The sequence below is a fragment of the Enterococcus devriesei genome (assembly GCF_001885905.1).
Lineage (GTDB): Bacteria > Bacillota > Bacilli > Lactobacillales > Enterococcaceae > Enterococcus_A > Enterococcus_A devriesei.
In genome coordinates, this window is record NZ_JXKM01000001.1 from 102,297 (window position 1) to 126,455 (window position 24,159).

The following is a 24,159-nucleotide window of genomic DNA, read 5'->3' on the forward strand; positions in this document are numbered from 1 at the left end:
TTTAGACTGATTTTAATTAAATAAATCATCCTAGCATAAAATTCTTACTGTATCTTTTGAATTATTAGCCAGTATAGATTAAAATTAAGTGTCAATATAATTAGGTTTTTTATTATAATTACTTGGAATAAAAGGAGGCGCTTAGATGAATCGGTGGAAAAGCGGCTATTCTAGATTAGAAAAGAACCAAAAGAAAAAATTATGGGTTTGGTTGTCCGTGATCTTCGTCTTCTTCACCTTATATATTGGTTACACTAGCTGGTATTTATACCGTGATGGCAAGATGGAGGACGTTTATTGGGAGCGCTATTTAAATGAAAATCCGACTTTATCAAAAAGTGAGAACCAGCTTGCGGAAAATGCCATTAGAGTGAAGACGGGTGTCTATATCGAAAATATCAATAAAATAGATATCCGCTCATCTAGCTATACGATTACATTTCAAGTTTGGTTTCGTTGGGATGGCGACCCAAACCTTGATATGCTAAATAATTATGAAATTTATCACGGACTGATAGACTCCCAAGAGACCTTGAAAGACATTAAGGACGGTAACACGAATTATCAGCTGGCACGGGTAACTTCGACGATAGCCAAAACGTTTTGGACGACACGCTTTCCGATGGGGTCGCATCAATTGCGTTTCTATTTGGAACCTAAGGATGATATCAGCAATATTGTTTTTTTAGCTGACAAAGAGAATTCTTCGATCAATGAAAATATCAACATCTCCGGATTTGAATTAAAACGGTTTGATACGAATATTTTTGTAAAGGAATATGAGAATGATAAATTAAATCCGGAGACAGAAGGCAGAGGTTCCTACTCGGTGACAGAATTTTTGACTGCTATCGAGTTGAATCGAGAGACGATTGGATTGTATATCAAATGTTTTATTGCGCTAGTGGGTACGTTGAGTTGGGTACTGATCGTGCTGTTTATTTGTACGTATCATAATGTTGATCCGTTAAGTATGATCCCTGGGGCGTTATTCGGGACCGTTAGTAATATTATCGTGGGGGCGAATTTGATTCCCGATGCGCTTCACGCAGGGTTATTGGAGTTTGTTAATATTTTTGGGATCTTGATCATTCTGTTTGCCTCTTTCGCGATCATTACCATCAATCGACAGCGATCCTATTACCATGATGATCGCTTTGCTTCCTTCTTAGGAAAGCACGTTTTTTGGCTATTGGCCTTCTTTACGGTGTTAGGAAATATCTTACTTCCTCTGTGCGCCTATCGTTTTTAAATATAAACCGCTGCAAAAGCTATTTTGTGGCGGTTTTTTAGTTGCTTCCTCACTAGCCTGAAAACGTTTTGTGTTAGAATAAAAAGGATCAACTGTTAGAAGCAGATACAGGAGTAGATAGATGAAAAATAAAACTTATATGAAGGCTAGCTTACGTGAGATTTTTTATTCGAAGGGTCGTTTTATCGCGATTGTTCTGATTATTTTATTAGGCACATTATTGTACGTTGGGATCAAAGCGACGGGTCCAATCTTGAATCATTCGGCCAGTCGTTATGTGGATCGTCAGGAATTATCCAACTTGCAAATTATTTCTACCGGCGGTTTGACTGACACAGATGAGAAATTAGCTGCGGACATTCCTCATGCCGAAGCAGAGAGCGGCTATCAATTTTTCTATGCCGATAGTGAAAAGAATCAAGTGGTTAAATTGTATTCTTATAACCAAGACGACCGGCAAAATCAATTGATCGTTAAATCCGGTCACTTGCCACGAGCGGAAAATGAAATTGTATTAGATGAAAAAGCCCAAGCAGAAGGGTATCGCCTGAAGCAAACATATCAGATTGATCAACCGGATCAATTGACGCGTAAAAAATTTAAAATCGTCGGCTTCGTCCAATCGCCAATCTATACGAGTACCGATGAACGCGGTCTTTCAAATGTCGGCAACGGCGGCGTGGATTTTTTTGCTTATTTGCCAGAAAAGAATTTTTCGTCAGAAGTAAAAAGTGTGATTTATCTCCGATTTGATAATGTCAAAGGCTTAGAGACTTTTGGTAAAGACTATGAAGAGAAGATGGATGAAAATATCAATCAGGTCGAAAAGCTTTTTGCTGATCGCTCAAAGGAGCGAGGGGCAGAGATTCGCGAGTCCGCAGAGAAAGAGCTGCAGCCGAAAAAAAGTGAGATCAATGAGAACTTAGCGAAACTGGAAGCTGGTCAAAAGGAGTTGGATCAAGGGAAGGCGCAACTACAGCAGCAAGCAGCTAGTTTACCAACCGGTAATCCACAATTAGAAGAGGCCCAACAGAGTCTGGAAACTCAGCAAAAAGAACTGACCGCCAACCGGGAGAAATTAATTTCTGCCCAGCAACAAATCAAGGACAGCGAAGAAACCATCGCAGAGCTGAAGGAGCCCAGCTATACTTACGATCAACGGGCTGAAAATCCCGGCTTTCAGGAGTATGGCGACTTGTCTGAACGAATCGCGGCGATTGCCAATGTCTTTCCCGTGTTTTTCTTTTTCATCGCAGCTTTGATCACGTTTACGACAATGACGCGAATGGTAGAAGAAAATCGGCGAGAGATCGGGACGCTCAAAGCTTTAGGGTATTCCCGCTTTGAAATTGCTATCAAATATATTATTTATGCAGTATCTGCCGCAACATTAGGAATCGTACTTGGTAGCGTGATTGGAATCAATACTCTACCACGGCTGGTTTTTGAACTTTCTAGTGATCGCTATAATTTTCCCGGAGTTGAAGCGTTCTATTTGGCTCGGCCGATTATCCAAGCAGCGATCGCCTTTTTATTCGCCAGCCTTGGTGCCGCATTACTAGTATTGCTGCGGGAGCTGCATGAAAAGCCTGCGGAGTTGTTACAACCAAAAGCTCCGAAACCCGGCAAACGGATTTTCTTAGAACGGATCACACCGATCTGGTCGCGTTTGAGCTTTAATCAAAAGGTCAGCTACCGCAATCTCTTACGATACAAATCACGCATGATTATGGCGGTGATCGGAATTGCTGGCTGTGCGGCGTTAATGGTGGCAGGCGTCGGTCTGAGAGATTCACTCAGCTCAGTCGGCGCGAAGCAATTTGGTCCCATCATTGATTATCAAGGGATTGTGACCTTAGACGATCAGCCAGATACATCCGCGGTGAAAAAAATCTTCGCGGAGACGCCGCAAATCACTGATCAACTTGCCATGTTGAATCAAACGATTGAATTGAAAGCAAAAGGGCAGGCCAATCAAAAATTAACGATGATGGTTCCGTCGGATCGTCAAGCCTTTAAAAAATATGTGCACCTGAAGGATCAAGGCAAACGTTTCAGTTTAACGGATGATGGCGCGGTTATCACCGAAAAAATTGCAGAGATGTTCCAGTTGAAAAAAGGCTCGACGCTGACAGTCTATGACGAAGACCAAGGCTCCTTCAAAGTGACCATCAGCCATATCACCGAAAATTATTTAGGAAATTTTTTGTACCTGTCGAAGGACTATTATCAAAAAGCTCGCGGTGAAGATTTTGTCGCTAACAGCTATCTACTGAAAAGCCAAGACATGAGTCAAACTGCTGAAAAAAAATTGGCGCAACAATTACTAAGCTCAGAACAAGTCACCAACACCTCTTTCATGTCAACGCAAATCGATGCGCAAGAACATTCGATGGATAATCTTGACGGGATCGTCTGGATCTTTGTCGTCTTGTCTGGCTTGTTGGCTTTTATCGTTTTATACAATCTGACCAATATCAATGTCTCAGAACGTTTACGGGAATTGTCTACGATCAAAGTTTTAGGCTTTTATGACCGGGAAGTAACATCGTATATTTTTCGCGAGAACGTTGTCTTTACCTTGTTAGGAATTATCTGCGGTTATGGGCTGGGGATCGGCTTGACGAAATTTATTTTGGATCAGGCCTCGATGGAATCGATTATTTTTCCATTGGTGATTCGTTCAGGAGCGTACTTGATTTCCGGCGGGTTAACGATTCTATTTACAGTGATCGTCATGGCGGCGACTCATTTCCGGCTACGTCATATCAATATGATCGACGCGTTAAAGTCGAATGAATAATCTTCCATGAAAAATCGTTGACAAATTTTTTTATCGGGTCTATTCTAATAATCAATAGTTGAAAGCAACGAGAAGGACATGATTTTATTCCCACTTCACGACAAGAGATAGAGGCCTTGGCTGGAAGCTTCTAGTGAACGAATAAAATTACTCCCTTTAAGTGACCGAAAAAGCCGGTCCGTCCAATGCCCGTTACGCATTATGAGAGCCAAAAGGTGAAAACTTTTTGGGAACTTGGGTGGTAACACGTTTATTCACGTCCCTATTTTATAGGGACGTTTTTTTTTATTGAAAACCCTTTTCAGCATTTGTTAAAATTGAATAGAGTTAAGGGAATCAATGAATAAAAATTTTACTAAAAAATAGATTGGAGTTGAGTTGTATGTCAAAAGAAGTCGAAGTCGTTTTACCTAATGGAAATAAACAAGAGGTGGCTAAAGATACTACCTTGTTTGAGATAAAAGATTCCTCTGCCAAACAAGCGGTCGTTGGCAGTATCGACGGAGAAGTTGTTGACCTATCAACTCCGATCGATCACAATACAGAAATTTTATTTTATGATCGTTCTTCTAAGGAAGGGATGACAGCGATTCGTCACACGGTCAGTTTGTTATTAGAAGAAGCCATCAAAGAACTGTTCCCTGAAGCGCTGTTTGCCCATGCGCAAGGCTCGGGCCAAGGTATGTGGGTTGATCTGCGAGTGAATCAGCCTCTAAGTGTTTTAATATTGAAAGATTTGGAACGCCACATGAAAAAGCAAATCAAAAAAGGTGCTCGAATCGAAAGCGCACGTCTAACTGTTTCAGAAGCAAAAGAGGTCTTTAAAGAGAACGAGCTGAAGCTGTTTGCCTTGAATCAGCTTGACAATGAGCTGCCGGTCTTTATCTATACATTAGGCAATGTATCGGAGTTTTTCTTCGAGCCAGCGGCATTAGACTTATCAGCGGCGAAACATTTTACCTTATCGAAAGTTTCCGGAGCCTATTGGCAGGGAGATGCGAAAAATGAAATGTTACAACGAGTAAACTGTGCAGTTTTCTCAGAAGAGAGTCAGCTAGCGGCTCATTTAGAATTTTTGGCGGAGTCTGAAAAACGTAGTCATCAAAAATTAGGGAAAGAATTAGACTTGTTCATGTTTTCCGATGAAGCACCGGGAATGCCTTTTTATTTAGAAAATGGTCTGATCATCCGCAATGAGTTGCAAAAATTTTTACGAGAATTACAGGCTAAATATGAATATAAAGAAGTCCAAACCCCCTTGATCATGAATCAACGTTTATGGGAGCAGTCGGGGCACTGGGATCATTATAAGGACAACATGTATTTCACAAAAGTTGGTGACGAGGATTATGCTTTGAAACCGATGAATTGCCCCGGACATTGTCTGATCTTTAAGGATCGCAAGCGTTCGTATCGGGATCTGCCGATTCGCATGGCTGAATTCGGCCAAGTCCATCGTCATGAATTCAGCGGCGCTTTGAATGGCTTACTGCGGGTCCGGACTTTTTGTCAAGATGATGCCCATATCTTTGTCCGTCGTGATCAAATCGAGCAAGAAATTGCTTTGGCGTTAAAGGTTATTGATGAAGTATACAAAATTTTCGGCTTCGAATACTCGGTGGAATTATCTACTCGCCCCGATGATTTTATGGGGGAAATTGAATTATGGGATGAAGCAGAAGCATCATTAGGAAAAGTTTTGACTGATTTGGGCTATAAATACAATATCAATGAAGGCGATGGTGCGTTCTACGGTCCGAAGATTGATATCCATATCAAAGACGCGTTGAACCGCAGTCATCAATGTGCGACTGTTCAATTAGATTTCCAAATGCCGGGCAAATTTGATCTAAGCTATATCGATGAACAAAACCAAGCCGCTCGTCCGGTGATGATTCACCGCGCGGTCTTTGGTTCACTAGATCGTTTCTTAGGGATTTTGATTGAACATTACGCTGGGGCCTTTCCGGTTTGGTTAGCACCGAAACAAGTAGAATTAATCAGTGTCGCACAGGCTCATGAAGCCGGGGTGGAACAATTATTCCGTGAATTTAATGAAGCCGGGATTCGGGTGGAAAAAGATGTCCGTAATGAAAAATTAGGGAAGAAGATCCGGGAAGCGGAGTTACGAAAAGTTCCTTATATTTTAGTTATTGGAGATAAAGAATTATCGGAAGAAACATTCTCGTTACGCAAACACGGCAGTCAAGAAGTAGTTGAAATGCCTAAAGCTGAGCTGATCCAAATGATTCAGAAACAAGTCCAAACAAAAGTGCATCAATATTAAAGATTAAAGCAAAAAAATAAATCAAAAAGAGCTGAGATTGTCTCAGCTCTTTTTGATTCCTTTAGTCAGCCACTGTGTTTTGAATTGGAAGTCTTGTAATAATTGCTCTTTGTTCCAATGATTGGCCAACATATCGGTTAGCGAATCGATGACCAGCTTCATAGAAAAGTATAAAAAGCTGATTTGTTCATCAACGGAAGGCATGTCAAAATGATTCTTTTCTAAAAGCTCTTGCCATTCGATGATGCCGTGGTTTGTGGTCGGACGATAAGAGAAAAGGTAGCTGTTTTGCGTCAATAGCACGAGCTGCTGATAGCGGGGACTTTCATGAGAAAGGTCCACATACATTACTAAAAAGTCTTCAATCCCTTTGAAAAAATCAGCTTGCTGGCGCATCATGTAGGCAATGATCTCCCCATGAATCTGCCCGGCATAATAATGGATCAAATAGTCATAGGCATCATTCAAATCTTCAAAGTATTTATAAAAAATGCCTCGCGACATTTGCAACGCGTCGACGATCTCGCTGACCTTGACTTGACTGACCGGTTTTTCATAAAAAATCGTCAACAGCAGATCACGGATTTCTCCTTGTCGTTCCTCCGGTAAATTTAAAAAAGTTTTTTTCGGCATAGAAACACCTCTACCTCTATTTTTCTTTTCTTAGAGTATAGCATAAAACAAAATCGGTGACACATTGTCACCGATGATGTATGATTGTCCCATTGGAAGGGATGAGAGAGATGTTTTTAGCTTGGAAAGAAATTCGCTATGCGAAATTAAGATACGGATTAGTTGTCGGTATTATGATCTTGGTTGCCTATGTGGTCTTTATGTTATCTGGCTTAGCCAACGGTTTGGCTGATGGCAATCGTAAGGCGGTGGATGATTGGCAAGCCACAAAAATAATTTTGTCGGAGGACAGTAATAAAATTGCCAACGCCTCGCAACTACAAATGCAAGACCTGGATCGAGTGACGGCTAAAGAAAAAGCCGGGATTGGTGTTTACGCCACTGCGGTAGAGAAAAAAGGCGGAACAGAAAAGACGAATGTTTCGATTTTTGGGACCGCCAAGGATGCATTTGTTGTACCCAAAATCATTAAAGGACGGTTGTATCAAAATGATAAAGAAGCAATCGTTTCGGAAAATCTTTTAGCAGAAGGCTACAAATTAAATCAAGAAATAAAAATCAGTGATCAAACTTTGAAGATCGTCGGCGTGACCAAGGCGACTACTTATACGATCGCTCCGGTGCTGTATTTAACGCCGACAGCATTTAAAACATTGAAATATGGCGCACAGCCAAGCGGTAACCAGCCAATCAATTTGATTGCCACCAAAGGAAAAACGACGATTGATCAAAAGAAGAATCAGACAAAGTTAACGAGTATGACGCCTGAGACGTTTATTGAAAATATTCCAGGCTATTCGCCAGAAAAATTGACCTTGAATACAATGATTTATTTCTTATTTGTCGTCGTGGCTGCGATCATCGGAATCTTTATGTACGTCATCACGCTGCAAAAAACCTCAATCTTCGGTGTGATGAAAGCGCAAGGCGTGGCGACAAGCTATTTAGTTCGTTCGATCTTAGCGCAAGCCTTTCTAGTTGGCATCATTGGAGTAGCCGTAGCGGTCGGACTGAGTGTTTTGACGAGCTCCGTCTTACCAAGTGCAATGCCTTTTGCAGTTCACTGGGAAGAGTGGGCATTGTATAGTGTGATTTTAGTATTCGTTGCCATGATCGGTGGCTTGTTCTCGATCCGAACGGTTACCAAAGTCGATCCGGTCACTGCGATTGGAGGAGAATAAAATGAATAACGTATTAATAATGGAACATGTTGTGAAGAAATTTGGTCAAGGACATACCGAAGTGACAGCTTTAAAAAATGTGGACTTTACGGTTGCGGAAGGCGAGTTTGTCAGCGTGATTGGGCCTTCTGGTTCAGGTAAAAGTACGTTTCTAACAATCGCTGGGGGACTGCAAACACCCACCGAAGGAAAAATTATGATCAACGGTGCGGACTTTGGCCAAATGCAGGAAAAGGAACGCTCAAAGGCGCGCTTTAAAGAAATTGGCTTTATTTTACAAAGTTCTAATTTGATTCCTTTTCTAAAGGTCAAGGAACAATTTCAATTAGTCGAAAAGATCGAAAAAGAAAAAAAGACGGCTCAAGTGGAAGACTTGTTGAAGTCGTTAGATATTTGGGAGCTACGGGAACAATATCCGAAAGCCTTGTCCGGTGGTGAACGTCAACGGGTCGCCATCGCCCGGTCGTTATTCAATGATCCTAAATTGATTTTGGCGGATGAACCGACAGCCAGCCTAGATTCTGATCATGCCTATGATGTCGTCAAGCTTTTAGCGAAAGAATCCCATGAACGCAACAAAGCAATCGTGATGGTGACCCATGATGAACGAATGACTAAATGGAGTGATAAGGTCTACCAAATGAAAGATGGTCAACTTGTCGCGAAAGATTAGTTGCACAACACCCTGCTTCCTGTGTATAGTAGTAAAGTTGAGATAGAAAGCAGGGAATATATGGATATTTATTTAAAAAAAGCCGCGCTGCATATTGTTGATCGCGAGTCTGGCGACCCAATCTTTAGTCAAAGCGAACTTGATTTGACGAAGGAATATGTGCGGGATTACTTAACCAAAAAAATTCAAAAACTATCTTCCGCGCAAACCAAGACAGGTACGTTGACGGAGGATTCAACCTTTGCCTTATTGAGCCAACAGGCGGAGCATGACTTTTTGTCCGCTAGTGAACGGTTAGTCTCTCGCTGGTATGAAGCTTATAAAGAAAGTGAAGAGGCGCCTAGCGCCGATGCGTTTGTCGCGTTGTATGAAGAAGATACGCAAATGTATTTAGCCTTTCTAAAGGTCAATTATCATGAAGGATATACTCACATTGTCGATTCAGACGAGAGCGGTCTGAAGAATGAATTGATCATTCATCGGGCGCTACTTTCTGGGAAGACTCAAAAGGCCGATGAAGGAATCGTCGTTAATTTAAGTAACTTAAGCTATGAATTGATCGAGAAAAAATATCCTTTTTCAGGGGAGAAGCGGTTGTATTTTTCTACTCAAGTGATTGAGAGCCAACCGGCACCGTCGTTGGAAGAAAATGTTAGAGTGATCAAAAAGGTCGCTGAAAAGATCGGTGCGAAGTTTGAAAACCAAAAACATGATGTCATCGCCGATGTAAAAGAAGCGGTCTACGATATCGTGGAAGAAAGCGGACAGATCGACGCCAAGGTCGTTGCACAAAAAGTTTTTAAAGACAATGTCTCGGCTCAAATGGCGTTCCAAGAAGAAGTTGTGGAAAAAGGCTACGTCGATCAAGCGCCACTTCTGCGAGAAGTCCGGGAGATCACCGAAAAAAAATACGGCAAGCAAAAATTGAAGTTATCGAACGGCATCGAATTGATCGTTCCTTTAGATGTCTATCGCAATCCTGAATTAATCGAATTCATCAACAATCCTGATGGAACCATCTCAGTCACCATCAAAAATGTCGATGAAGTCATCAACCGCCTGTAATTGGCGGTTTTTGTTTGGTCTTTTTGTCCATGATTGAGGGAGGCGGACAAATCGGCTAAAATAAAGAAAATGACCGGAGGAAACGGAATGGAAGCATATCAAGAATTTTTTCGCATTGGACAATATACTGACGCAGAAGCGATGACGGGCTGCACCGTGATCTTATGCCAGGACGGTGTGACAGGAGGAGTCTCAGTCAGAGGCGGCTCACCAAACACCCGAGATACAGATGCATTAAAGTCGGAAAATAATCGGAAATTTGTGCACGGTGTCACCCTTTCTGGCGGCAGTGCATTTGGTTTGGCGGCGAATGCCGGCGTAGTGGATTTTCTAGAAGAAAATAAAATTGGACGAGACATGGGAATCACCTATGTGCCCAATGTTGTGGGAGCCAGTCTGTTTGATCTGCGAATCGGTCGTTCAGATATTCGACCAGATTATCAGGCTGGACGGAAAGCTTGTGAAGCAGCCTTTGGCGGACAACTTTTTCAAGCAGGAAATTATGGCGCTGGAACGGGCTGCAGTGTGGGAACCGTTAACGGACCGCAACAAGCAATGAAAGGCGGCATTGGACGGTATACGATACGCCATGGAAATTTATGGGTGACCGCCGTCATCGCCGTTAATGCAGTCGGTGATGTTTTTGAGGAAGAAGCTGGAAAAATTATCGCTGGCGCACGGAAGGCCGGTGAAAGTAAGATCGGTTTTTCTGAAGAACTCTTCTTGGAGTATTATCAAAACGAATCTGGTCTTTTCGAAGGGAATACTGTGATTGGCTGTGTCATGACCAATGCGACTTTTCCAAAAGCCAAAATGAATAAACTAGCGGATATTAGTCATAATGGTATTGCTCGCGCGATTCGCCCATCTCATACAACTTATGATGGCGACACGCTGTTTGTCTTAGGAGCCAATCAAATTGAAGCTAGCTTTGAAGCTGTTTCGATTTTAACGGTGGAAGCCGTACGTCAAGCAATTATCAAAGGAACAAAAGCAGCCGAGACTTATGGGGATTATTTAGCTTATCAGGATCTATAATGGAATAATGCCAAAAAGCGCCGCAGCCCATCATCATTAGGGCTGCGGCGCTTAAAAAAAGACTAGCCAAGTAGCAGCTAGTCAGTGGGGAACGATTATTGAACGCGTGGTTCTGATTCCATGTTGTCGCTGATTTTATCTGTTTGATTGCTGACAGCATTCTTCGCACGGTTGGTTTGTTTTGATGCGAATTTTCCAGTTGTTTGTGCGGCGCTGCTTACTTTGTCCTGAACTGTTTCGCTGTCTTCTTCGTATTCTTCACGAGTTTTGATATCGACTACGTTCACATTGACTTCAATCACATCTAAGTGAGTCATTTTGTCCACTTGTTCAGAGATCAATTTTTTCATTTGTTCGTAAATATCGTCAATATCTTTGCCGTATTCAGCAACGATATCCATGTCGACTGCAACTTGTTTCTTACCAACTTCAGTGCTGATACCAGAAGTTACATCGTCGCTATTCACTAATTTGTCTTTGATGTTTGAGAAGAAGCCGCCATCAACTGTTAATAAACCATCTACATTCTCTAAAGCGATTCCGATGATTTTTTGGATTACTTTGTCATCGTAAGTTAATTCGCCTCTTACATCTTTTGTTGTATCTGCCCCTGTGTTCATTCCTGTTTTGATTGTTGTGTTTTCCATCATTTATTCCTCCTAAGTATTGTTAATGTACGAACCTTCCAAGATTCAATCAATTTGTTGTTTACTTTTTTAGATAGTCATCTAAAATATGGTTGTTTCGCAAATAAATGCCGATAGCTACACCGATAACTGTGATTAAAATTAATAAAATTGTTTTAAAGAAGCCGACCGTAAAGAATAGTACAGCTAAGATAAAACCTAAGACACCACAGATTAAAGGCAGTTTGTCTCGTGATAAATATTCTTGCATCGCTGCTCCTCCTATTCTACACGCGGCCGATTGACCGTCGTCGCTGGACTTGTTTCAGGCTCAAGCGCCTGGAATTTCACCTTGATATCTACTTTTTCTTCAGGTCCAAGTAGCTGGCGAATATGTGTTTCGACGCCTTGAGCCCAAGAATCCGTTCGACCAATCAATGATGAAGTCTTTTTCAACTGTCCACGCACATTGACTTTGATCTTGTTTTTTGTGGCAGTCACGTTGACCTTAGGCGTGTCCATGAAGTCTTCCCGTTTTAAACTCGTGCGGACGTAACCTTCGATCGCTCGTTTATCCAATAACAATTTTCCTTTTTGCTCATGCAAAATAAATTTGGTGATTCTTTTCGGATAGAAGATAATGATCAGAATGGCAATCAGTGACAAAATTGCTAAAGCAGCTGCTACCCAGAAAAGATAAATCTGTGCATATGTGTTTGATAGCACAAATTCTTGCAGAGCACTCAAATCGAATGGATTTGAGGCGACAAAATAATAAATCGCCATGACTGGTACAAAAATCGAAAGCAAAATCAAAAAGAAAATGATTAGGATGGCTTTCAACCCCTTGTTCATGTCGCACCCCCTTACTTCAAATTTTCTAAATTGTTTACAATAAAATAATAAAATGTTATCCCTTTCCTGTAAAAAAATATGATTCCCGTTTTTACCATAGAGACTCTTTTTACGTTGTTTATAGGAATTAAATAAGGCTGATAGGCGATTTTTTCTATAACGCTTCAATTTTTTTAAGAAGTCGGAAAAAAAAGACGGGTCGGATTTTTTGACAAAAAGAAAGAGGCGTTGTATAGCCTCTTTGAAGGATGATTTAATTGGGCAGCTAGCGCTCTTTCCATTTGCGATAACGACGATAAAAACTTTCTAAAATCAAGAAGAGAATGGAAAGGGCCGCGATGGCGTAGCCGAAGATTCCTAAGTCTGAAATTAAGGTGTCGCCTTGAGGAGAAGTTTGGACGAGCAGAGAAGAGCCGATCACTAGTGCAGAGAGGATCAAGCCGATTACCAGTCGATTGACCATTGCTTCTGCTCGCTCCAGTAAATTCCGCTGATTTTTTAGTTCAAGATTTAATTTGCCCTTGCCTTTTGCAAAAGTGTCTAAGGCATTTAAGGTATGACTTGGAAGTTTGGGTAAAGCTTTTAAAGTCGTTAAATAATCAAGTCCAGTCTCTTGCAGTTCATTTTTCAAATCAAGCTGCTGAATAAAATACTTCTGGGCAAAGGGTGCAACGACTTCAAACAAAGACAAGTCAGGGTTCAAATCTTCAATCACACCTTCTAATGTTCCAAAAGCTTTGATCAGCATGGTAACAGAGTCGTCAATTTGTAAATTGTTATCATGACAAATCAGAACGACTTGTGAGAAAACTTTTTGCAGATCGATTTCTTTGATAGGTAGCGTCAAATAGCGATTCAAAAAATCATCTAATTCATCGGTGAAGGTTTCTTCATCGAAACTACCGACTTGTTTACAAATTGCGTGGACTGCGTTCGTGATTCGCTGGGTATCTTTACTGTAAATGGCAATAATCGTATTGCTCATCTTTACCTGCATCTCACCGTTGATGGTGCCCATCATTCCAAAGTCGATAAAATTTAAACGAAAAGGTCGCAGCTTTTCTTTAGTTGAATGAGTAATTTCATAAGGCAGTTTCCCCAATTTGCCGGCATATTCCTTTGTTTTTAACGGTTGGTCTTGTTGATTTTCGGCAGCGGTCATCAGCTGTAGCAAAAGATTTCCAGGGTGGGGATCGGCATGGAAAAAGCCGTCCTCAAAAACTTCTTTCATAAAATGATCGATCAACAGTTCGCTGACCATTTTTTTCAGCTCTTTATTGGATAAGTCGTTGTGAATTTGCGGCTTATCATCCGCGTTGATTAATTCCTTTAGGTTTGTCCCTGGCATCAGTTCCATCACGATTAATTTTTTGGTGGAGTAGGCGGGTTCCATTTTTGGAACGCGGATTTCTTTCCAACCATGATTTAGCTGGTAGAATTTTTCCGCAAAGTTCAGCTCTTTTTGAAAATCCAATTCATTTTGCAAAGAGGTGCGGATTTCTTTTAGGATATTTTTTAAATCAATGACGTTGCTTTCAGGCACCCAGCTAGCCAAAGGGATCGCTTTTTCAAATAAGGACAAGTCTACTTCGATCTCAGAAGCAATACCTGGATGCTGGACTTTAGCAACTACCGACTGGCCATTTTTTAGCTTCGCATGATGGGCTTGGGCAATTGAAGCGGAAGCAAAGGGGACCTCATCGAAGCTTTCGAAAATTTCCGTTAGAGGTACTTCTAGCTCACTTTCGACTAATTGTTTTACTGAGTCGAAGTCATCCGTCTTTACATCATCTTGGAGCTTGCGCAATTCTTTTGTAAAAGCTAAAGTAAAAATATCTGTTCGCACCGACATCATTTGTCCTACTTTTATAAAGGTTGGGCCTAATTCTTCAAAGGCTTTGCGAACATCGGCTGGATTTTTCTGCTGGGTAATATTTTTTACTAAACTATAGCGATTAACGATCGTCACGATTTGGCGCAAACGAGCCGTCTTGGATTGTTTACTCATAATCGTCACCTCCATCTTACTTCTATCTTACAAGAGAACTTTTCTGGATACAATCAAACCCCCACATTATTTCCGGTTACACAGAAGGAGGTGGGGTTAAGTTAGATTTTTAGCTTTAACGAGTAGTTACAGTCTGAATGACTTGCATGATACAATAAGTGATTCCAGCTGCGATAACAGGACCGGCAGCGACACCCTTTAAGAAGACCACACCCATGATTGTTCCAAAAACAAGAGCAACGGTGACCTCCGGCGATTGATTAATCAGCCCGACCCCTTTGGATGATAAGACGGCAACTAAGACGCCGCAAATCGTGGCTACCCAACCTAAGGGCGATTTTAAGGTATTTAACAGATCCTTCAATACGATATCACCGGTGGCGATAGGAACTAAGATCGTTGCCGAAATCAACGTCACCCCCCAATTGATGCCTTGTTTATTTAAGAGACTCAAAAATTTATCCGAATGGGGGACCAATTTCAACACTAAGACGGCGATCGTAGCAATCAACAAACTTTGATTCTTCGCAACAAAGGCCACCAATAAAATCAGTCCTAAAAAAAGCCAACTCTCCACTTATACCACTCCTTTATAAAAAAGATAAAGATTCTAATGCTGTTTATCTGCTGCTCAACGGTTCCAACTTATTTACTATACAAGAAAAGATCGGAAGTTGCGAATGGTTTTCTGATGTGGATAAAACTTTTTTCCCAAGTGATTTTAGTGTAAGCTTTTTAAGAAGTAAAAAATAATGTAAGCAAACAATGACTTAGCTAAAAGCAGGAGGATATACATGAAGATAGGTTTACGAACAATCAAAACAGCGGTGGCGGCACCGATTGCTTTATTACTAGCGGGAGGACTGCAATTAGATTCAGCTGCGTCAGCTGCTATCATCACGATCTTGACTGTCACCAATACTAAGCGTTCAACCGCTAAGACCGCGTTGAATCGTTTGTTTTCTCTGACCTTAGCTACGGTGATTGCTGCCGGCTGTTTCTTACTGCTGGGCTTTCATCCAATCGTCTTTGGCCTGTATTTAATCCTGTTTATTCCATTATCGATTCGTTTTGATCTAGCGGAAGGAATCGCGGTCAGCTCGGTCTTGATTACCCATTATTTAGCGGCTGGGGCCATGCCTCTAACGTTGGTGATTAACGAGTATTTGTTGATGGTGATTGGCGTGGGCTGTGCTTTGGCGGCCAACCTTTATATGCCAAATACCGAAAAGCAATTGCAGGAAGATCAGATAGTCGTTGAAGTGACGATGAAAAAAATGCTGGATCGAATGTCGGCGTTTCTTAATCAACCAGACAAAGAAGAAATCTTGCGGCAGGAATGCTTGTCATTGCAAGATTTTGTAAAAAAGGCGCAAACACGAGCATTAGAATATGAAGAAAATCATTTCTTCAACGGCAATAGTTATTATTTTGAATATTTTGCGATGCGGCGCTTGCAACTAAAAATTTTTTCGGACATGCTACAAATTTTGAATCGTTTGTCAGCAGCGCCAGAAGATGTACAGGAATTAAAGGAATTGTTTGAATTCACTGCGGAAACTTTAGCGGAGGAAAATGACGGCTCTGCGATTTTACTTAAGATCGAAGAAGTTGATCAGCGCTACCAGCAAAAATCGTTGCCGGAAAATCGCCAAGCCTTTGAAGAGCGAGCCCAGCTGTTTCAGTTGTTTCAATTATTCCAAGATTTTATTGAAATCAAAGCGGGCTTTTATCGGAATAAATAATTACGAAAGAATCAGCCTTAAGGCCTATGTAAACGGTTAACAGAAGCTTTAAAATAGTAAGTAAGAAGCAAGGGATGAGGGGGATAGCATGAAAAAAATAGTGGTAGGGTTGTTGTTGGTAGGGGCCGCTTTGGTCAGTATGAGTAGTTTGATTTTTCATAATCGTACCAGTAATGAGACTTTTACTAGCCAAAAGACGGTAAAAAAATTAATCATTGAGGATCGCAATATGCCAATTGAGATCGTTGGAGCTTCTGGCAATCAAACAAAGATCAGCTACCAAAAAAGCCGAGACATTAAGTATAAGATCAAGCAAAAAGGGGACACGTTGAATGTTGAACGACAAGGAAAACGTTGGTTCAATTTCAGCATCTTTAATTTTGGCGTCAGTAATGCAAAAGTAATGGTGGAAGTACCACGGGCCCGACTAAAGGATTTGGATGTGGAAACGTCAAATGGAAAGCTGACAGTCGAGAATCTGACGTTGGATAATTTAGATTTAGAAAGCAACAACAGTAAAATGCAGCTAACGGGTCTGGACGTGAAAACGATCGACGCGGAAACTAGCAACGGAAACATCCAGCTAGACCGTTTAAGTTTCGATGAGGGTTCTTTTGACACAAGTAATGGCAAGCTTGATTTGAATAACCTTGAGTTTAAAGAAGGTGAATTTGAAACGTCGAACGGAGCGATTCGTTTGAATCATTTGCAAGGAACCAAATCCATCTATCTAAAGACTAGTAACGCAAAGGTCAATGGAACGATCGTTGGAGAGCGAGCGGATTTTGCAACTGTTTCAAAAACCAGCAATGCCTCAAATAATTTAACCAATCAGTCTGACGGTTCGAAAGATTTAGAAGTAAAAACGAGTAACGGCGATATTGCCATTGATTTTATTCGTTAAAGCTTTCAAAGGATAAAAAAGAGGTTTCTATCTCATTTGAGATAGAAACCTCTTTTTTTTATCTGAATAAATGAACTTCTCTTTGGAAACGCCATACGAAAAAAGTTTCTGAAAGGGCTAAGTATAAAAATAAACCTGCTATCAAAAGAACTGTTTTGGCTCCAATCCACCGATAAAAGAAGACGGAGACGATTACTCCTAAAATGAAAGCGACGACGACGAATAAGAAATGGAAGAAGCGGGTTTTAGCGCCAGCATCTTTCGTCGCTAAATAATCGTAAAGATTCGTCGCAACGCCTTTCAAATTACCAGTTGTAAATAAATTCGTGTAGGCTAAGCCGTTGATTTTATCAAACGCCACCCATTGAATTGCGGCAGTGAAGGCGATCATGATTGTAATAATGGCTGGATGCGGCTGTAAAAAGTGCAAGCTGATCAAAAAAAAGACCAGTGCTTCAAAATAAAGCAGGAACAAACGCCAAAAATGAAGCTGTTTTTTCTTGAAATAATCGATCATAAATTTGGCCAAGAGAATCCCGATAAAGAAGAATAATGTAGAAAGAAGTTTTTTTCCTACCATATTCCATTGATGTTCATAGGCTTGAATGATTGCTAAGACGATGTTCCCAGTCTGAGCAGAGGCAAAGGCTTCGTAACGAATATAAGTATAGCTGTCCATCATTCCGCCGATAAAAGTCAAAAGCAATCCCACCGAACGATTCTCGTGAAAACTGTTTTCCATCTGTACTTCAACTCTTTTCGCTAACTATCTTAACATATTTTTTCTGAAAATCATTCTTCAAGTTTCATCTCTTCTTTAATTAGTAAGGTAAATTTGTTAAACAAGACCAGGTCACTCGTAAAAGAAAAGTAAGGCTTATTTCAGCGATTAGAAGAAGCGAAGCTGTAATTGTACATGAAGTTTTCATAAGAAACATTTAAAAGTTTCCTCTTTTTATTTAGCGAAAGCAGATATTTATAAAATTTGAAAAAAAATAATTCGGGTTAATCAACCAAATGAATTTTTTTGCAAAATAAATTAACTAAAATACTGCTTTTTACGAATGATCATGACCGTTTCCATAAAACTCGCAAGATGATTACGAGGGACTCCCTTTTTGGCAAGAATGTGTTAGAATGAGAATGCTTTTTATCCTGTGAACGTGAAGGGAATTGAGAAATTACCATGCCTGTAAAAAAAAGGACACCATGGTTAGAGGCGTTTTACGCAGTGATCCCACTTTGTTTAAGCTATATTCCAGTCGGCTTGGCCTGTGGCATGCTACTGCAAAAAGCGGGGTTCAATATTTTTCTGACGGCCTTACTTTCGATGTTGGTCTTTTCAGGAGGCGCACAATTTTTAGTCGTCTCAATGCTGAGTGTCCATGCATCATTTGTGTCCACCATCCTAATGGTCTTTTTCCTGGAGCTGCGTTACGCACTGCTTGGCTCCAGCTTGTCGCAATTTTTTAAAAAAGAGAAACGTTCATTCATCGCTTTGTTTTCGCAATCAATGAATGATGAAAATTATGCTGTAAATTATTTGAAGTATTCTACCGACCCTGAATGGAATCGTAAGAAAGCATTGTATGTCAATTGGTTTTCAATGGCTTCTTGGACCGGAAGTACGATTTTAGGTACGATTTTTGGTTCGGTGATCCATGTCGATACTGAACTGGTTCATTTTGCTTTGACAGCGATGTTCATTTTTATGTTCATGATGCAAATGAACAATGGCTTGCTGCTGATCACGGGCTTATTGTCTGGTGGGCTAGCGATCATTTTTATGCTGATGTTTAAAAATACCTTTGGTTTGATTTTAGCCACATTGTTAGCATCTTTTGTCGGTTATCTGATCGAACGTTTTCGTAAAACGTCCAACACGAAAAATGACGGGCCGAATCATTATGATTTGACCGGCGAGGAGGTTCATCATGAGTGATAGCTCTTTATTGTTGCTGATTTTGTGTCTCTTCTCGGCGTCTTATTTGCCACGATTGTTTCCGATGCTGTATTTTTCGCAACGTCAAGTGCCGCAATGGTTCAGTGATTGGATGAAATATGTGCCAATCTCTTTATTTGCTGCATTAGTATTTAAAGATGTCTTTATTAGCGATAATCAATTTGATTTGATCGGCAACGTTCGAATCATCGCGATGTTTTTAGTGGCCGGTGTCGCCTATAAAACTCGTTCTATGGCAATCTCTGTAATTACGGGATTAGCTGCAGTCTTTTTACTATCGATGATCTAAAAAAGAGGCCGTGACAGAAGCTACGCTTGGAACGCCGTTTATTTGGAAAAAGGAGGTATGACAAGTCTTTTGTCATACCCCCTTTTTTGTGAGTTCCATTTCGTATTTTTAAGGCGATTAGTGGAATCGTATGCGTGCTGAAGATCGATCATTTTTCTGCTTTTTAAAAAGGAGCCCGCCACTTTGAAGTAGCTGTATAGGCTAATTTTGATATTCAGCTAACGGCCGATAGGTTAGTACTTGCATTTTGCGATAAAATTCGGCGGGCAGGTTTTTCCAAGAAGCCAACAGGTTTTTGAAAAAACCGCCTTCTGCATTGATGATGTATTCATTTAATAAAAGGCCAAATGATTTTTTCGGCTGTTCTTTGACTAGTTCTTCATAAACTTTGGTGGCTTGTGCTTGGTCCTCGGCCACGAAAAGTGTATTCACTTCGACATACGCACCTTCAATGTTTTGTGTTTCCTCAACAAAGTAAACAGATTTAGTGACTGTTTGTTCCTCCATTTGAGTCATCCTTTCTTTTAACTACATCTAGCTTACAAAAGAAATATTAACTGTTCGTGAATTTTTACGCCTAATCCTTCAATAAATTATGAATTTTTCAAGTTATTCGGCAAATATATTTTAAATTTGCTGCCTTGATCAGGAGAACTCTTGACTTCGATACGCCCTTGGTGTAGTTCAACAATTTGTTTGGCGAGAGCTAAACCCAGTCCGTTGCCTTTTGTTTTTCGACTTGTGTCGCTTTGATAGAATTTATCGAAGATACGCTCCGTGATCTCTGGGGTCATACCGATTCCTTCATCGCTGAGCGTGATGATCTGTTCACTTTCCGTATTTTGCAGGTGGACATGGATACTACTGTTTTTTTGACTATATTTGATGGCGTTATCCATTAGGTTTAACCAGACTTGATACAGAAATTCTTCGTTGCCATAAAATTCGGTTCGAGGCAGATCCAAATCTAGGCTTAGATTTAATTGCTCCCATTTAGGTTGTAAAAATAAAATCACCTCACGAATTTGTTCGTCTAAGCGAAAGCCTTGAAAGTCTAACCCTAATCCTTGATTTTCTAGTTTGCTGAGCTTTAAAATATTGTCGGTTAAATGGGTCAACTGCTGAGTGCCCTCAAGCATTCGCTCCAGATACTCTCCTCGTTCAGCAGGAGACAGTGCCTCGTTTTGCAAAAGCTGGACATAGCCTTTAATCGTAGCGATCGGTGTCTTGAATTCATGGGAGACAGTTGAGACGAAATCGTTTCGTAAAGTTTCGATACTGCCTAATTCTTTTACCATTAAATTGAAATCGTGATATAGCTCCTCGACGTCTTCCATTTGCTTTTCTTCACTTAATTGGATCGTGAAATCTCCCTTAGCCACTTGACTCATAGCTTGTCGCAAGTCGCCGATAGGTTGCAGGATTCGTTTGCCGACAAAGATCGAAAGAGCGGCACCGATTACCAAGCTTAAAAAAATAATGAAATAAAGCGGAAAGAGGTGTCCGTCACGCTCTGGTGTCAGCAGCTGAAAATGATTCACGAGAAAGAGCATCGCGATGAAAAAAGCTAAGACAATCACCATCAGTAAAAAAATGATCGCGACAAAATTCATCCATAGTTGGGGAAAGATTCGTTTTCTCATAGAATGACCGCCTTATAGCCTAATCCGCGAATCGTTTCGATGGTAAAATCGGGATTATTTTCTAAGCGAGTTCGTAGGCGCTTGATATGAACATCGATCGTCCGTTCGTCGGTGTCTGAATCTAAGCCCCAAATCTCATCCATTAATTGCTGACGAGTAAATATTTTATTGGGATAAGCCAGTAATTTATATAAAAGTAAAAATTCCTTTTGCGGTAGCGTCACACGTTGCTCTGGCGTTTTAATTTGGTAAGTTTCTTGACTGAGCTGAGTATCACCCACGATTAATTCCTTCGTGTGGACGATTTGGGCCCGCCGCAGTAGCGCATCTACTCGTAAAATCATTTCATTTACATCGATTGGTTTGACCATATAATCATCGACTCCAATGGTAAAGCCGCGTTTTTTATCTTCGAAAGAATCTTTAGCAGTGATAAATAAAATCGGCAGTTCATAGCCCGCTTGCCGTAAACTTTCCGCCAGCTCATAGCCATCCATATCCGGCATCATGATATCACTGATGATTAGATCAATGAATTGCCGATCTAAAAGTTCGAGTGCCTCGACGCCATTACTCGCGCGAAATACTTCGAAACGTTCATTTTTCAAAGCTGATTGATAAAGGATTGATAAATTTTCATCATCTTCTACGATAAGTATTCGATTCATTTGCGTTGCCCTCCTTTTTGCTCAATAATAGTAGCAAATCACTGTGAACCTAGTATGAATTTTTGTTCATTTTGAGTTAATAATGCCATGCTATCTTTACGATGTAAACTAAGAGAAAAGGGTGACACGATGTTAGAATTAAAAGATATAAAAAAATATTATCATGTGGGCGATACCACCACAAAAGCGTTAGATGGTGTGTCGGTTGCATTTCGCCGACAAGAATTCGTCGCGATACTAGGAGCCAGCGGATCAGGGAAAACAACGATGCTGAATGTAATCGGCGGCTTGGATAATTATGATTCCGGCGATATGATCATTGATGGAACATCAACGAAAACCTTTAAAGACGCCGATTGGGATGCCTATCGTAATAATTCCATCGGTTTTGTTTTCCAAAGCTACAACTTGATCAGTCATTTAGGAATTATCGATAATGTAGAGCTTGGGATGACCCTCAGTGGTGTCTCGAAGGAAGAAAAGCAGCAGCGGGCTGAGGATGCGTTGCGGCGAGTAGGTCTGGCTGATCACATGCATAAGAAACCGAATCAGCTTTCTGGTGGACAAATGCAGCGAGTCGCCATCGCACGAGCATTAGCGAACGATCCAGATATTTTACTTTGTGATGAACCGACCGGTGCTTTGGATACCGAGACTAGTGTTCAAATCATGAACTTGATCCAAGAATTGTCCAAAGAAAAATTGGTTATCATGGTGACGCATAATCCTGAGCTGGCAAATAAATATGCTGATCGGACCATTCAATTTTCTGATGGACAGATTTTGAATGATTCACACCCTCATATCGAAGGAAAGAAAGGCGAAGAGTTTCAATTAAAACGGACCAAGATGAAATTCATCACTGCCTTGAAGCTTTCCTTCAATAACTTGCGTACCAAAAAAGGGCGGACCTTTTTGACTGCCTTTGCTTCAAGTATTGGGATCATCAGTATCGGAATTGTACTTTCACTGTCCAGTGGTTTTCAAAAGCAAATTGATACGACCCAAGCGGAAACGATGGCGAAGTATCCAATCACGATCTCCAAAACCACGACAGATCAGTCAGCAAATCGCAATCAAGCATTAGGCTCAGACAAAGTGAGTGACTCAAATAAAGCTGGCAAAAATGAAATCATCGCGAAGATCAGTGATGAAGATAAAGCTCAACATACGAATAAGATCGATCAAAAATATATCGACTACATTAATAATATCGATCCTAAGTTAAGTAATAATATCGGCTATACACGCGTCGTAGGGATGAATCTTTTACGTGACGTGGATGGTGATGTGAAACCAGTCAAGTTATCAAATGAAGCACCAGACAGCGGTCCTTCTATGATGAGCGCGATGTCTAGCATGACTGGGATGGGCGTTTCATCTTTCCCTACGCAGCTAGATGAAAGCTCTGGCAACTTTTTAGAAGACAATTATAAATTGTTAGCTGGGGCTTATCCGAAAGCTGATACTGATGTGGTACTAATCGTTGATGCCAACAACAGCACCAATATCAATTCATTAAAAAATCTTGGCTTCGAGCTGAAAGACGGCGAGAAACTGAACTTCGATAAGATCGTCGGCACACAATTCAAATTGATTAACAACAATGAGTACTATCAAAAATTACCGACAGGGAATTTTATTCCTAAAAATGATTACCAAGCGATGTTTGATAATGCCAACAACGACACGTTAAAAATATCAGGAATCTTGCGGGTGAAAAGTTCTTCGACTATGAACTTATTAGCGCCAGGGATCGCTTATAGTAATGAGTTAACGTCTAAAATCGTCAAAGACAATGAAAACTCTGAGATTGTCGCAGCACAAAAAGACGCGGACACGAATGTAATGACCAACGAAAAATTGGACGATGCAACCAAAGAGAGTACTTTGGCCTACTTAGGCGGCGACAGCATCCCAAGCAGCATTATGATCTATCCAAATAATTACAAAGACAAAGAACAAATTTTAAGCTATTTGGATGATTACAACAAAGGCAAATCAAAAGAAGACAAGATCATTTATACTGACTTGGCAGGCACAATGACTGAATTGACTGGCGGCTTAATGGACGCCATTACTTACGTTCTAGTTGCCTTCGCCGGAATCTCATTAGTGACCAGCATGATTATGATTGGGATCATCACTTATACTTCTGTCATTGAACGGACCAAAGAAATTGGTGTCTTGAAAGCGCTGGGAGCACGGAAGAAAGATATTACCCGAGTATTTGACGCAGAAACTTGTATTTTAGGTGTCGCTTCAGGAACTTTAGGTGTCTTGATCGCCTATCTTGCGACTTTCCCAATCAACGCGATTCTTTATAATATGACCGAACTTAAAGACGTGGCACAATTAAATCCAGTCCACGGAGTTATTTTGATCATCGTTTCGACTGTATTGACCATGATCGGCGGACACATTCCAGCCAAAATGGCGGCTAAAAAAGATGCGGCTATCGCCTTGCGAGCAGAATAATTTATCGATCAAATAAAAAATAGGGAGTGCGGCCGCTACAGGTCGCAC

The 24,159-nt window shown here is 40.8% G+C and carries 22 protein-coding genes; 12 read left to right on the forward strand and 10 right to left on the reverse strand.

The window, feature by feature from the left end; all coding sequences use genetic code 11:
• Positions 1 to 145: 145 nt before the first annotated feature.
• The 3 genes from RV00_RS00455 (at position 146) to thrS (ending at position 6,342) form a co-directional block, all read left to right on the forward strand.
• Positions 146 to 1,252, forward strand: a complete 1,107-nt coding sequence (locus RV00_RS00455; protein WP_071860641.1) for a ligand-gated ion channel — start codon at positions 146 to 148, stop codon at positions 1,250 to 1,252.
• Positions 1,253 to 1,373: 121 nt separating this feature from the next.
• Positions 1,374 to 4,055, forward strand: coding sequence for an ABC transporter permease (locus RV00_RS00460; protein ID WP_071860642.1), 2,682 nt, complete (start codon positions 1,374 to 1,376; stop codon positions 4,053 to 4,055).
• A gap of 382 nt (positions 4,056 to 4,437) precedes the next feature.
• A complete protein-coding gene (gene thrS, locus RV00_RS00465) occupies positions 4,438 to 6,342 on the forward strand; it encodes a threonine--tRNA ligase (protein WP_071860643.1) in 1,905 nt (634 codons plus the stop codon).
• A gap of 42 nt (positions 6,343 to 6,384) precedes the next feature.
• Here thrS and RV00_RS00470 read toward each other — a convergent pair whose 3' ends face one another.
• Complete coding sequence (locus RV00_RS00470; protein WP_071860644.1) at positions 6,385 to 6,975, reverse strand: TetR/AcrR family transcriptional regulator; 591 nt, start codon at positions 6,973 to 6,975, stop codon at positions 6,385 to 6,387.
• Positions 6,976 to 7,085: 110 nt separating this feature from the next.
• Here RV00_RS00470 and RV00_RS00475 point away from each other — a divergent pair, with 110 nt between their 5' ends.
• From RV00_RS00475 to RV00_RS00490, 4 genes are all read left to right on the forward strand, one after another.
• Complete coding sequence (locus tag RV00_RS00475; protein WP_071860645.1) at positions 7,086 to 8,156, forward strand: ABC transporter permease; 1,071 nt, start codon at positions 7,086 to 7,088, stop codon at positions 8,154 to 8,156.
• A gap of 1 nt (position 8,157) precedes the next feature.
• Positions 8,158 to 8,829, forward strand: a complete 672-nt coding sequence (locus RV00_RS00480) for an ABC transporter ATP-binding protein (RefSeq protein ID WP_071860646.1) — start codon at positions 8,158 to 8,160, stop codon at positions 8,827 to 8,829.
• A gap of 60 nt (positions 8,830 to 8,889) precedes the next feature.
• Positions 8,890 to 9,894: a nucleoid-associated protein gene (locus RV00_RS00485; RefSeq protein WP_071860647.1), complete on the forward strand. Its 1,005-nt coding sequence runs from the start codon at positions 8,890 to 8,892 to the stop codon at positions 9,892 to 9,894.
• An 87-nt stretch (positions 9,895 to 9,981) separates the two neighbouring features.
• Complete coding sequence (locus tag RV00_RS00490) at positions 9,982 to 10,932, forward strand: P1 family peptidase (protein ID WP_071860648.1); 951 nt, start codon at positions 9,982 to 9,984, stop codon at positions 10,930 to 10,932.
• Between the two features lie 95 nt (positions 10,933 to 11,027).
• Here RV00_RS00490 and RV00_RS00495 read toward each other — a convergent pair whose 3' ends face one another.
• The 5 genes from RV00_RS00495 to RV00_RS00515 all read right to left on the reverse strand — a co-directional run bounded on the left by RV00_RS00495 (position 11,028) and on the right by RV00_RS00515 (position 14,998).
• Complete coding sequence (locus RV00_RS00495) at positions 11,028 to 11,579, reverse strand: Asp23/Gls24 family envelope stress response protein (protein ID WP_071860649.1); 552 nt, start codon at positions 11,577 to 11,579, stop codon at positions 11,028 to 11,030.
• A 61-nt stretch (positions 11,580 to 11,640) separates the two neighbouring features.
• Positions 11,641 to 11,829, reverse strand: a complete 189-nt coding sequence (locus tag RV00_RS00500; protein WP_071860650.1) for a DUF2273 domain-containing protein — start codon at positions 11,827 to 11,829, stop codon at positions 11,641 to 11,643.
• A gap of 11 nt (positions 11,830 to 11,840) precedes the next feature.
• On the reverse strand, positions 11,841 to 12,413 hold the full coding sequence (amaP, locus tag RV00_RS00505) for an alkaline shock response membrane anchor protein AmaP (protein WP_071860651.1): 573 nt from the start codon (positions 12,411 to 12,413) through the stop codon (positions 11,841 to 11,843).
• A gap of 265 nt (positions 12,414 to 12,678) precedes the next feature.
• Positions 12,679 to 14,421, reverse strand: a complete 1,743-nt coding sequence (locus RV00_RS00510) for an ABC1 kinase family protein (protein WP_071860652.1) — start codon at positions 14,419 to 14,421, stop codon at positions 12,679 to 12,681.
• Positions 14,422 to 14,536: 115 nt separating this feature from the next.
• The gene (locus RV00_RS00515) at positions 14,537 to 14,998 is read right to left on the reverse strand and encodes a DUF441 domain-containing protein (RefSeq protein ID WP_071860653.1); all 462 of its coding nucleotides are present in this window, start codon (positions 14,996 to 14,998) and stop codon (positions 14,537 to 14,539) included.
• 217 nt (positions 14,999 to 15,215) lie between these two features.
• On the opposite strand from RV00_RS00515, the gene RV00_RS00520 reads away from it, so the two are divergent.
• Both RV00_RS00520 and RV00_RS00525 read left to right on the forward strand, forming a co-directional pair.
• The gene (locus RV00_RS00520) at positions 15,216 to 16,166 is read left to right on the forward strand and encodes an aromatic acid exporter family protein (protein WP_071860654.1); all 951 of its coding nucleotides are present in this window, start codon (positions 15,216 to 15,218) and stop codon (positions 16,164 to 16,166) included.
• An 88-nt stretch (positions 16,167 to 16,254) separates the two neighbouring features.
• Positions 16,255 to 17,070: a DUF4097 family beta strand repeat-containing protein gene (locus RV00_RS00525; RefSeq protein ID WP_071860655.1), complete on the forward strand. Its 816-nt coding sequence runs from the start codon at positions 16,255 to 16,257 to the stop codon at positions 17,068 to 17,070.
• 58 nt (positions 17,071 to 17,128) lie between these two features.
• On the opposite strand, the gene RV00_RS00530 is transcribed toward RV00_RS00525, so the two are convergent.
• A complete protein-coding gene (locus tag RV00_RS00530; RefSeq protein WP_071860656.1) occupies positions 17,129 to 17,812 on the reverse strand; it encodes a YoaK family protein in 684 nt (227 codons plus the stop codon).
• 444 nt (positions 17,813 to 18,256) lie between these two features.
• Between RV00_RS00530 and RV00_RS00535 the strand changes: the two genes are divergently transcribed.
• Together RV00_RS00535 and RV00_RS00540 are read left to right on the forward strand one after the other, a co-directional pair.
• Positions 18,257 to 19,012: an AzlC family ABC transporter permease gene (locus RV00_RS00535; RefSeq protein WP_071860657.1), complete on the forward strand. Its 756-nt coding sequence runs from the start codon at positions 18,257 to 18,259 to the stop codon at positions 19,010 to 19,012.
• Positions 19,005 to 19,322 carry an AzlD domain-containing protein gene (locus RV00_RS00540; protein WP_071860658.1) on the forward strand — a complete coding sequence of 106 codons (318 nt, stop codon included), beginning with the start codon at positions 19,005 to 19,007 and terminating at the stop codon, positions 19,320 to 19,322. The genes RV00_RS00535 and RV00_RS00540 overlap by 8 nt, the downstream gene beginning before the upstream one ends.
• Before the next feature lie 201 nt (positions 19,323 to 19,523).
• Here the strand turns inward: RV00_RS00540 and RV00_RS00545 are convergent, their stop codons facing one another.
• The 3 genes from RV00_RS00545 to RV00_RS00555 all read right to left on the reverse strand — a co-directional run bounded on the left by RV00_RS00545 (position 19,524) and on the right by RV00_RS00555 (position 21,633).
• On the reverse strand, positions 19,524 to 19,829 hold the full coding sequence (locus RV00_RS00545; protein ID WP_071860659.1) for a hypothetical protein: 306 nt from the start codon (positions 19,827 to 19,829) through the stop codon (positions 19,524 to 19,526).
• 86 nt (positions 19,830 to 19,915) lie between these two features.
• Positions 19,916 to 20,965, reverse strand: a complete 1,050-nt coding sequence (locus RV00_RS00550; RefSeq protein ID WP_071860660.1) for a HAMP domain-containing sensor histidine kinase — start codon at positions 20,963 to 20,965, stop codon at positions 19,916 to 19,918.
• Entirely contained in the window at positions 20,962 to 21,633 is a 672-nt protein-coding gene (locus tag RV00_RS00555; protein WP_071860661.1) for a response regulator transcription factor, read from the reverse strand. Before RV00_RS00555 ends, RV00_RS00550 begins: the two co-directional genes overlap by 4 nt.
• Positions 21,634 to 21,762: 129 nt before the next feature.
• Between RV00_RS00555 and RV00_RS00560 the strand changes: the two genes are divergently transcribed.
• Positions 21,763 to 24,111, forward strand: a complete 2,349-nt coding sequence (locus tag RV00_RS00560) for an ABC transporter ATP-binding protein/permease (protein WP_071860662.1) — start codon at positions 21,763 to 21,765, stop codon at positions 24,109 to 24,111.
• Positions 24,112 to 24,159 lie beyond the last annotated feature (48 nt).

Excerpts from the sequence above, each read along its gene's own strand:
- RV00_RS00530 (WP_071860656.1), bottom strand. The coding sequence starts at position 17,812 with ATGGAAAACAGTTTTCACGAGAATCGTTCGGTGGGATTGCTTTTGACT.
- RV00_RS00525 (WP_071860655.1), top strand. The coding sequence starts at position 16,255 with ATGAAAAAAATAGTGGTAGGGTTGTTGTTGGTAGGGGCCGCTTTGGTC.
- RV00_RS00555 (WP_071860661.1), bottom strand. The coding sequence starts at position 21,633 with ATGAATCGAATACTTATCGTAGAAGATGATGAAAATTTATCAATCCTT.
- RV00_RS00535 (WP_071860657.1), top strand. The coding sequence starts at position 18,257 with ATGCCTGTAAAAAAAAGGACACCATGGTTAGAGGCGTTTTACGCAGTG.
- thrS (WP_071860643.1), top strand. The coding sequence starts at position 4,438 with ATGTCAAAAGAAGTCGAAGTCGTTTTACCTAATGGAAATAAACAAGAG.
- RV00_RS00550 (WP_071860660.1), bottom strand. The coding sequence starts at position 20,965 with ATGAGAAAACGAATCTTTCCCCAACTATGGATGAATTTTGTCGCGATC.
- RV00_RS00500 (WP_071860650.1), bottom strand. The coding sequence starts at position 11,829 with ATGCAAGAATATTTATCACGAGACAAACTGCCTTTAATCTGTGGTGTC.
- RV00_RS00460 (WP_071860642.1), top strand. The coding sequence starts at position 1,374 with ATGAAAAATAAAACTTATATGAAGGCTAGCTTACGTGAGATTTTTTAT.
- RV00_RS00560 (WP_071860662.1), top strand. The coding sequence starts at position 21,763 with ATGTTAGAATTAAAAGATATAAAAAAATATTATCATGTGGGCGATACC.
- RV00_RS00520 (WP_071860654.1), top strand. The coding sequence starts at position 15,216 with ATGAAGATAGGTTTACGAACAATCAAAACAGCGGTGGCGGCACCGATT.
- RV00_RS00470 (WP_071860644.1), bottom strand. The coding sequence starts at position 6,975 with ATGCCGAAAAAAACTTTTTTAAATTTACCGGAGGAACGACAAGGAGAA.
- RV00_RS00540 (WP_071860658.1), top strand. The coding sequence starts at position 19,005 with ATGAGTGATAGCTCTTTATTGTTGCTGATTTTGTGTCTCTTCTCGGCG.
- RV00_RS00455 (WP_071860641.1), top strand. The coding sequence starts at position 146 with ATGAATCGGTGGAAAAGCGGCTATTCTAGATTAGAAAAGAACCAAAAG.
- RV00_RS00475 (WP_071860645.1), top strand. The coding sequence starts at position 7,086 with ATGTTTTTAGCTTGGAAAGAAATTCGCTATGCGAAATTAAGATACGGA.
- RV00_RS00480 (WP_071860646.1), top strand. The coding sequence starts at position 8,158 with ATGAATAACGTATTAATAATGGAACATGTTGTGAAGAAATTTGGTCAA.
- RV00_RS00495 (WP_071860649.1), bottom strand. The coding sequence starts at position 11,579 with ATGGAAAACACAACAATCAAAACAGGAATGAACACAGGGGCAGATACA.
- RV00_RS00545 (WP_071860659.1), bottom strand. The coding sequence starts at position 19,829 with ATGGAGGAACAAACAGTCACTAAATCTGTTTACTTTGTTGAGGAAACA.
- RV00_RS00510 (WP_071860652.1), bottom strand. The coding sequence starts at position 14,421 with ATGAGTAAACAATCCAAGACGGCTCGTTTGCGCCAAATCGTGACGATC.
- RV00_RS00490 (WP_071860648.1), top strand. The coding sequence starts at position 9,982 with ATGGAAGCATATCAAGAATTTTTTCGCATTGGACAATATACTGACGCA.
- RV00_RS00485 (WP_071860647.1), top strand. The coding sequence starts at position 8,890 with ATGGATATTTATTTAAAAAAAGCCGCGCTGCATATTGTTGATCGCGAG.
- amaP (WP_071860651.1), bottom strand. The coding sequence starts at position 12,413 with ATGAACAAGGGGTTGAAAGCCATCCTAATCATTTTCTTTTTGATTTTG.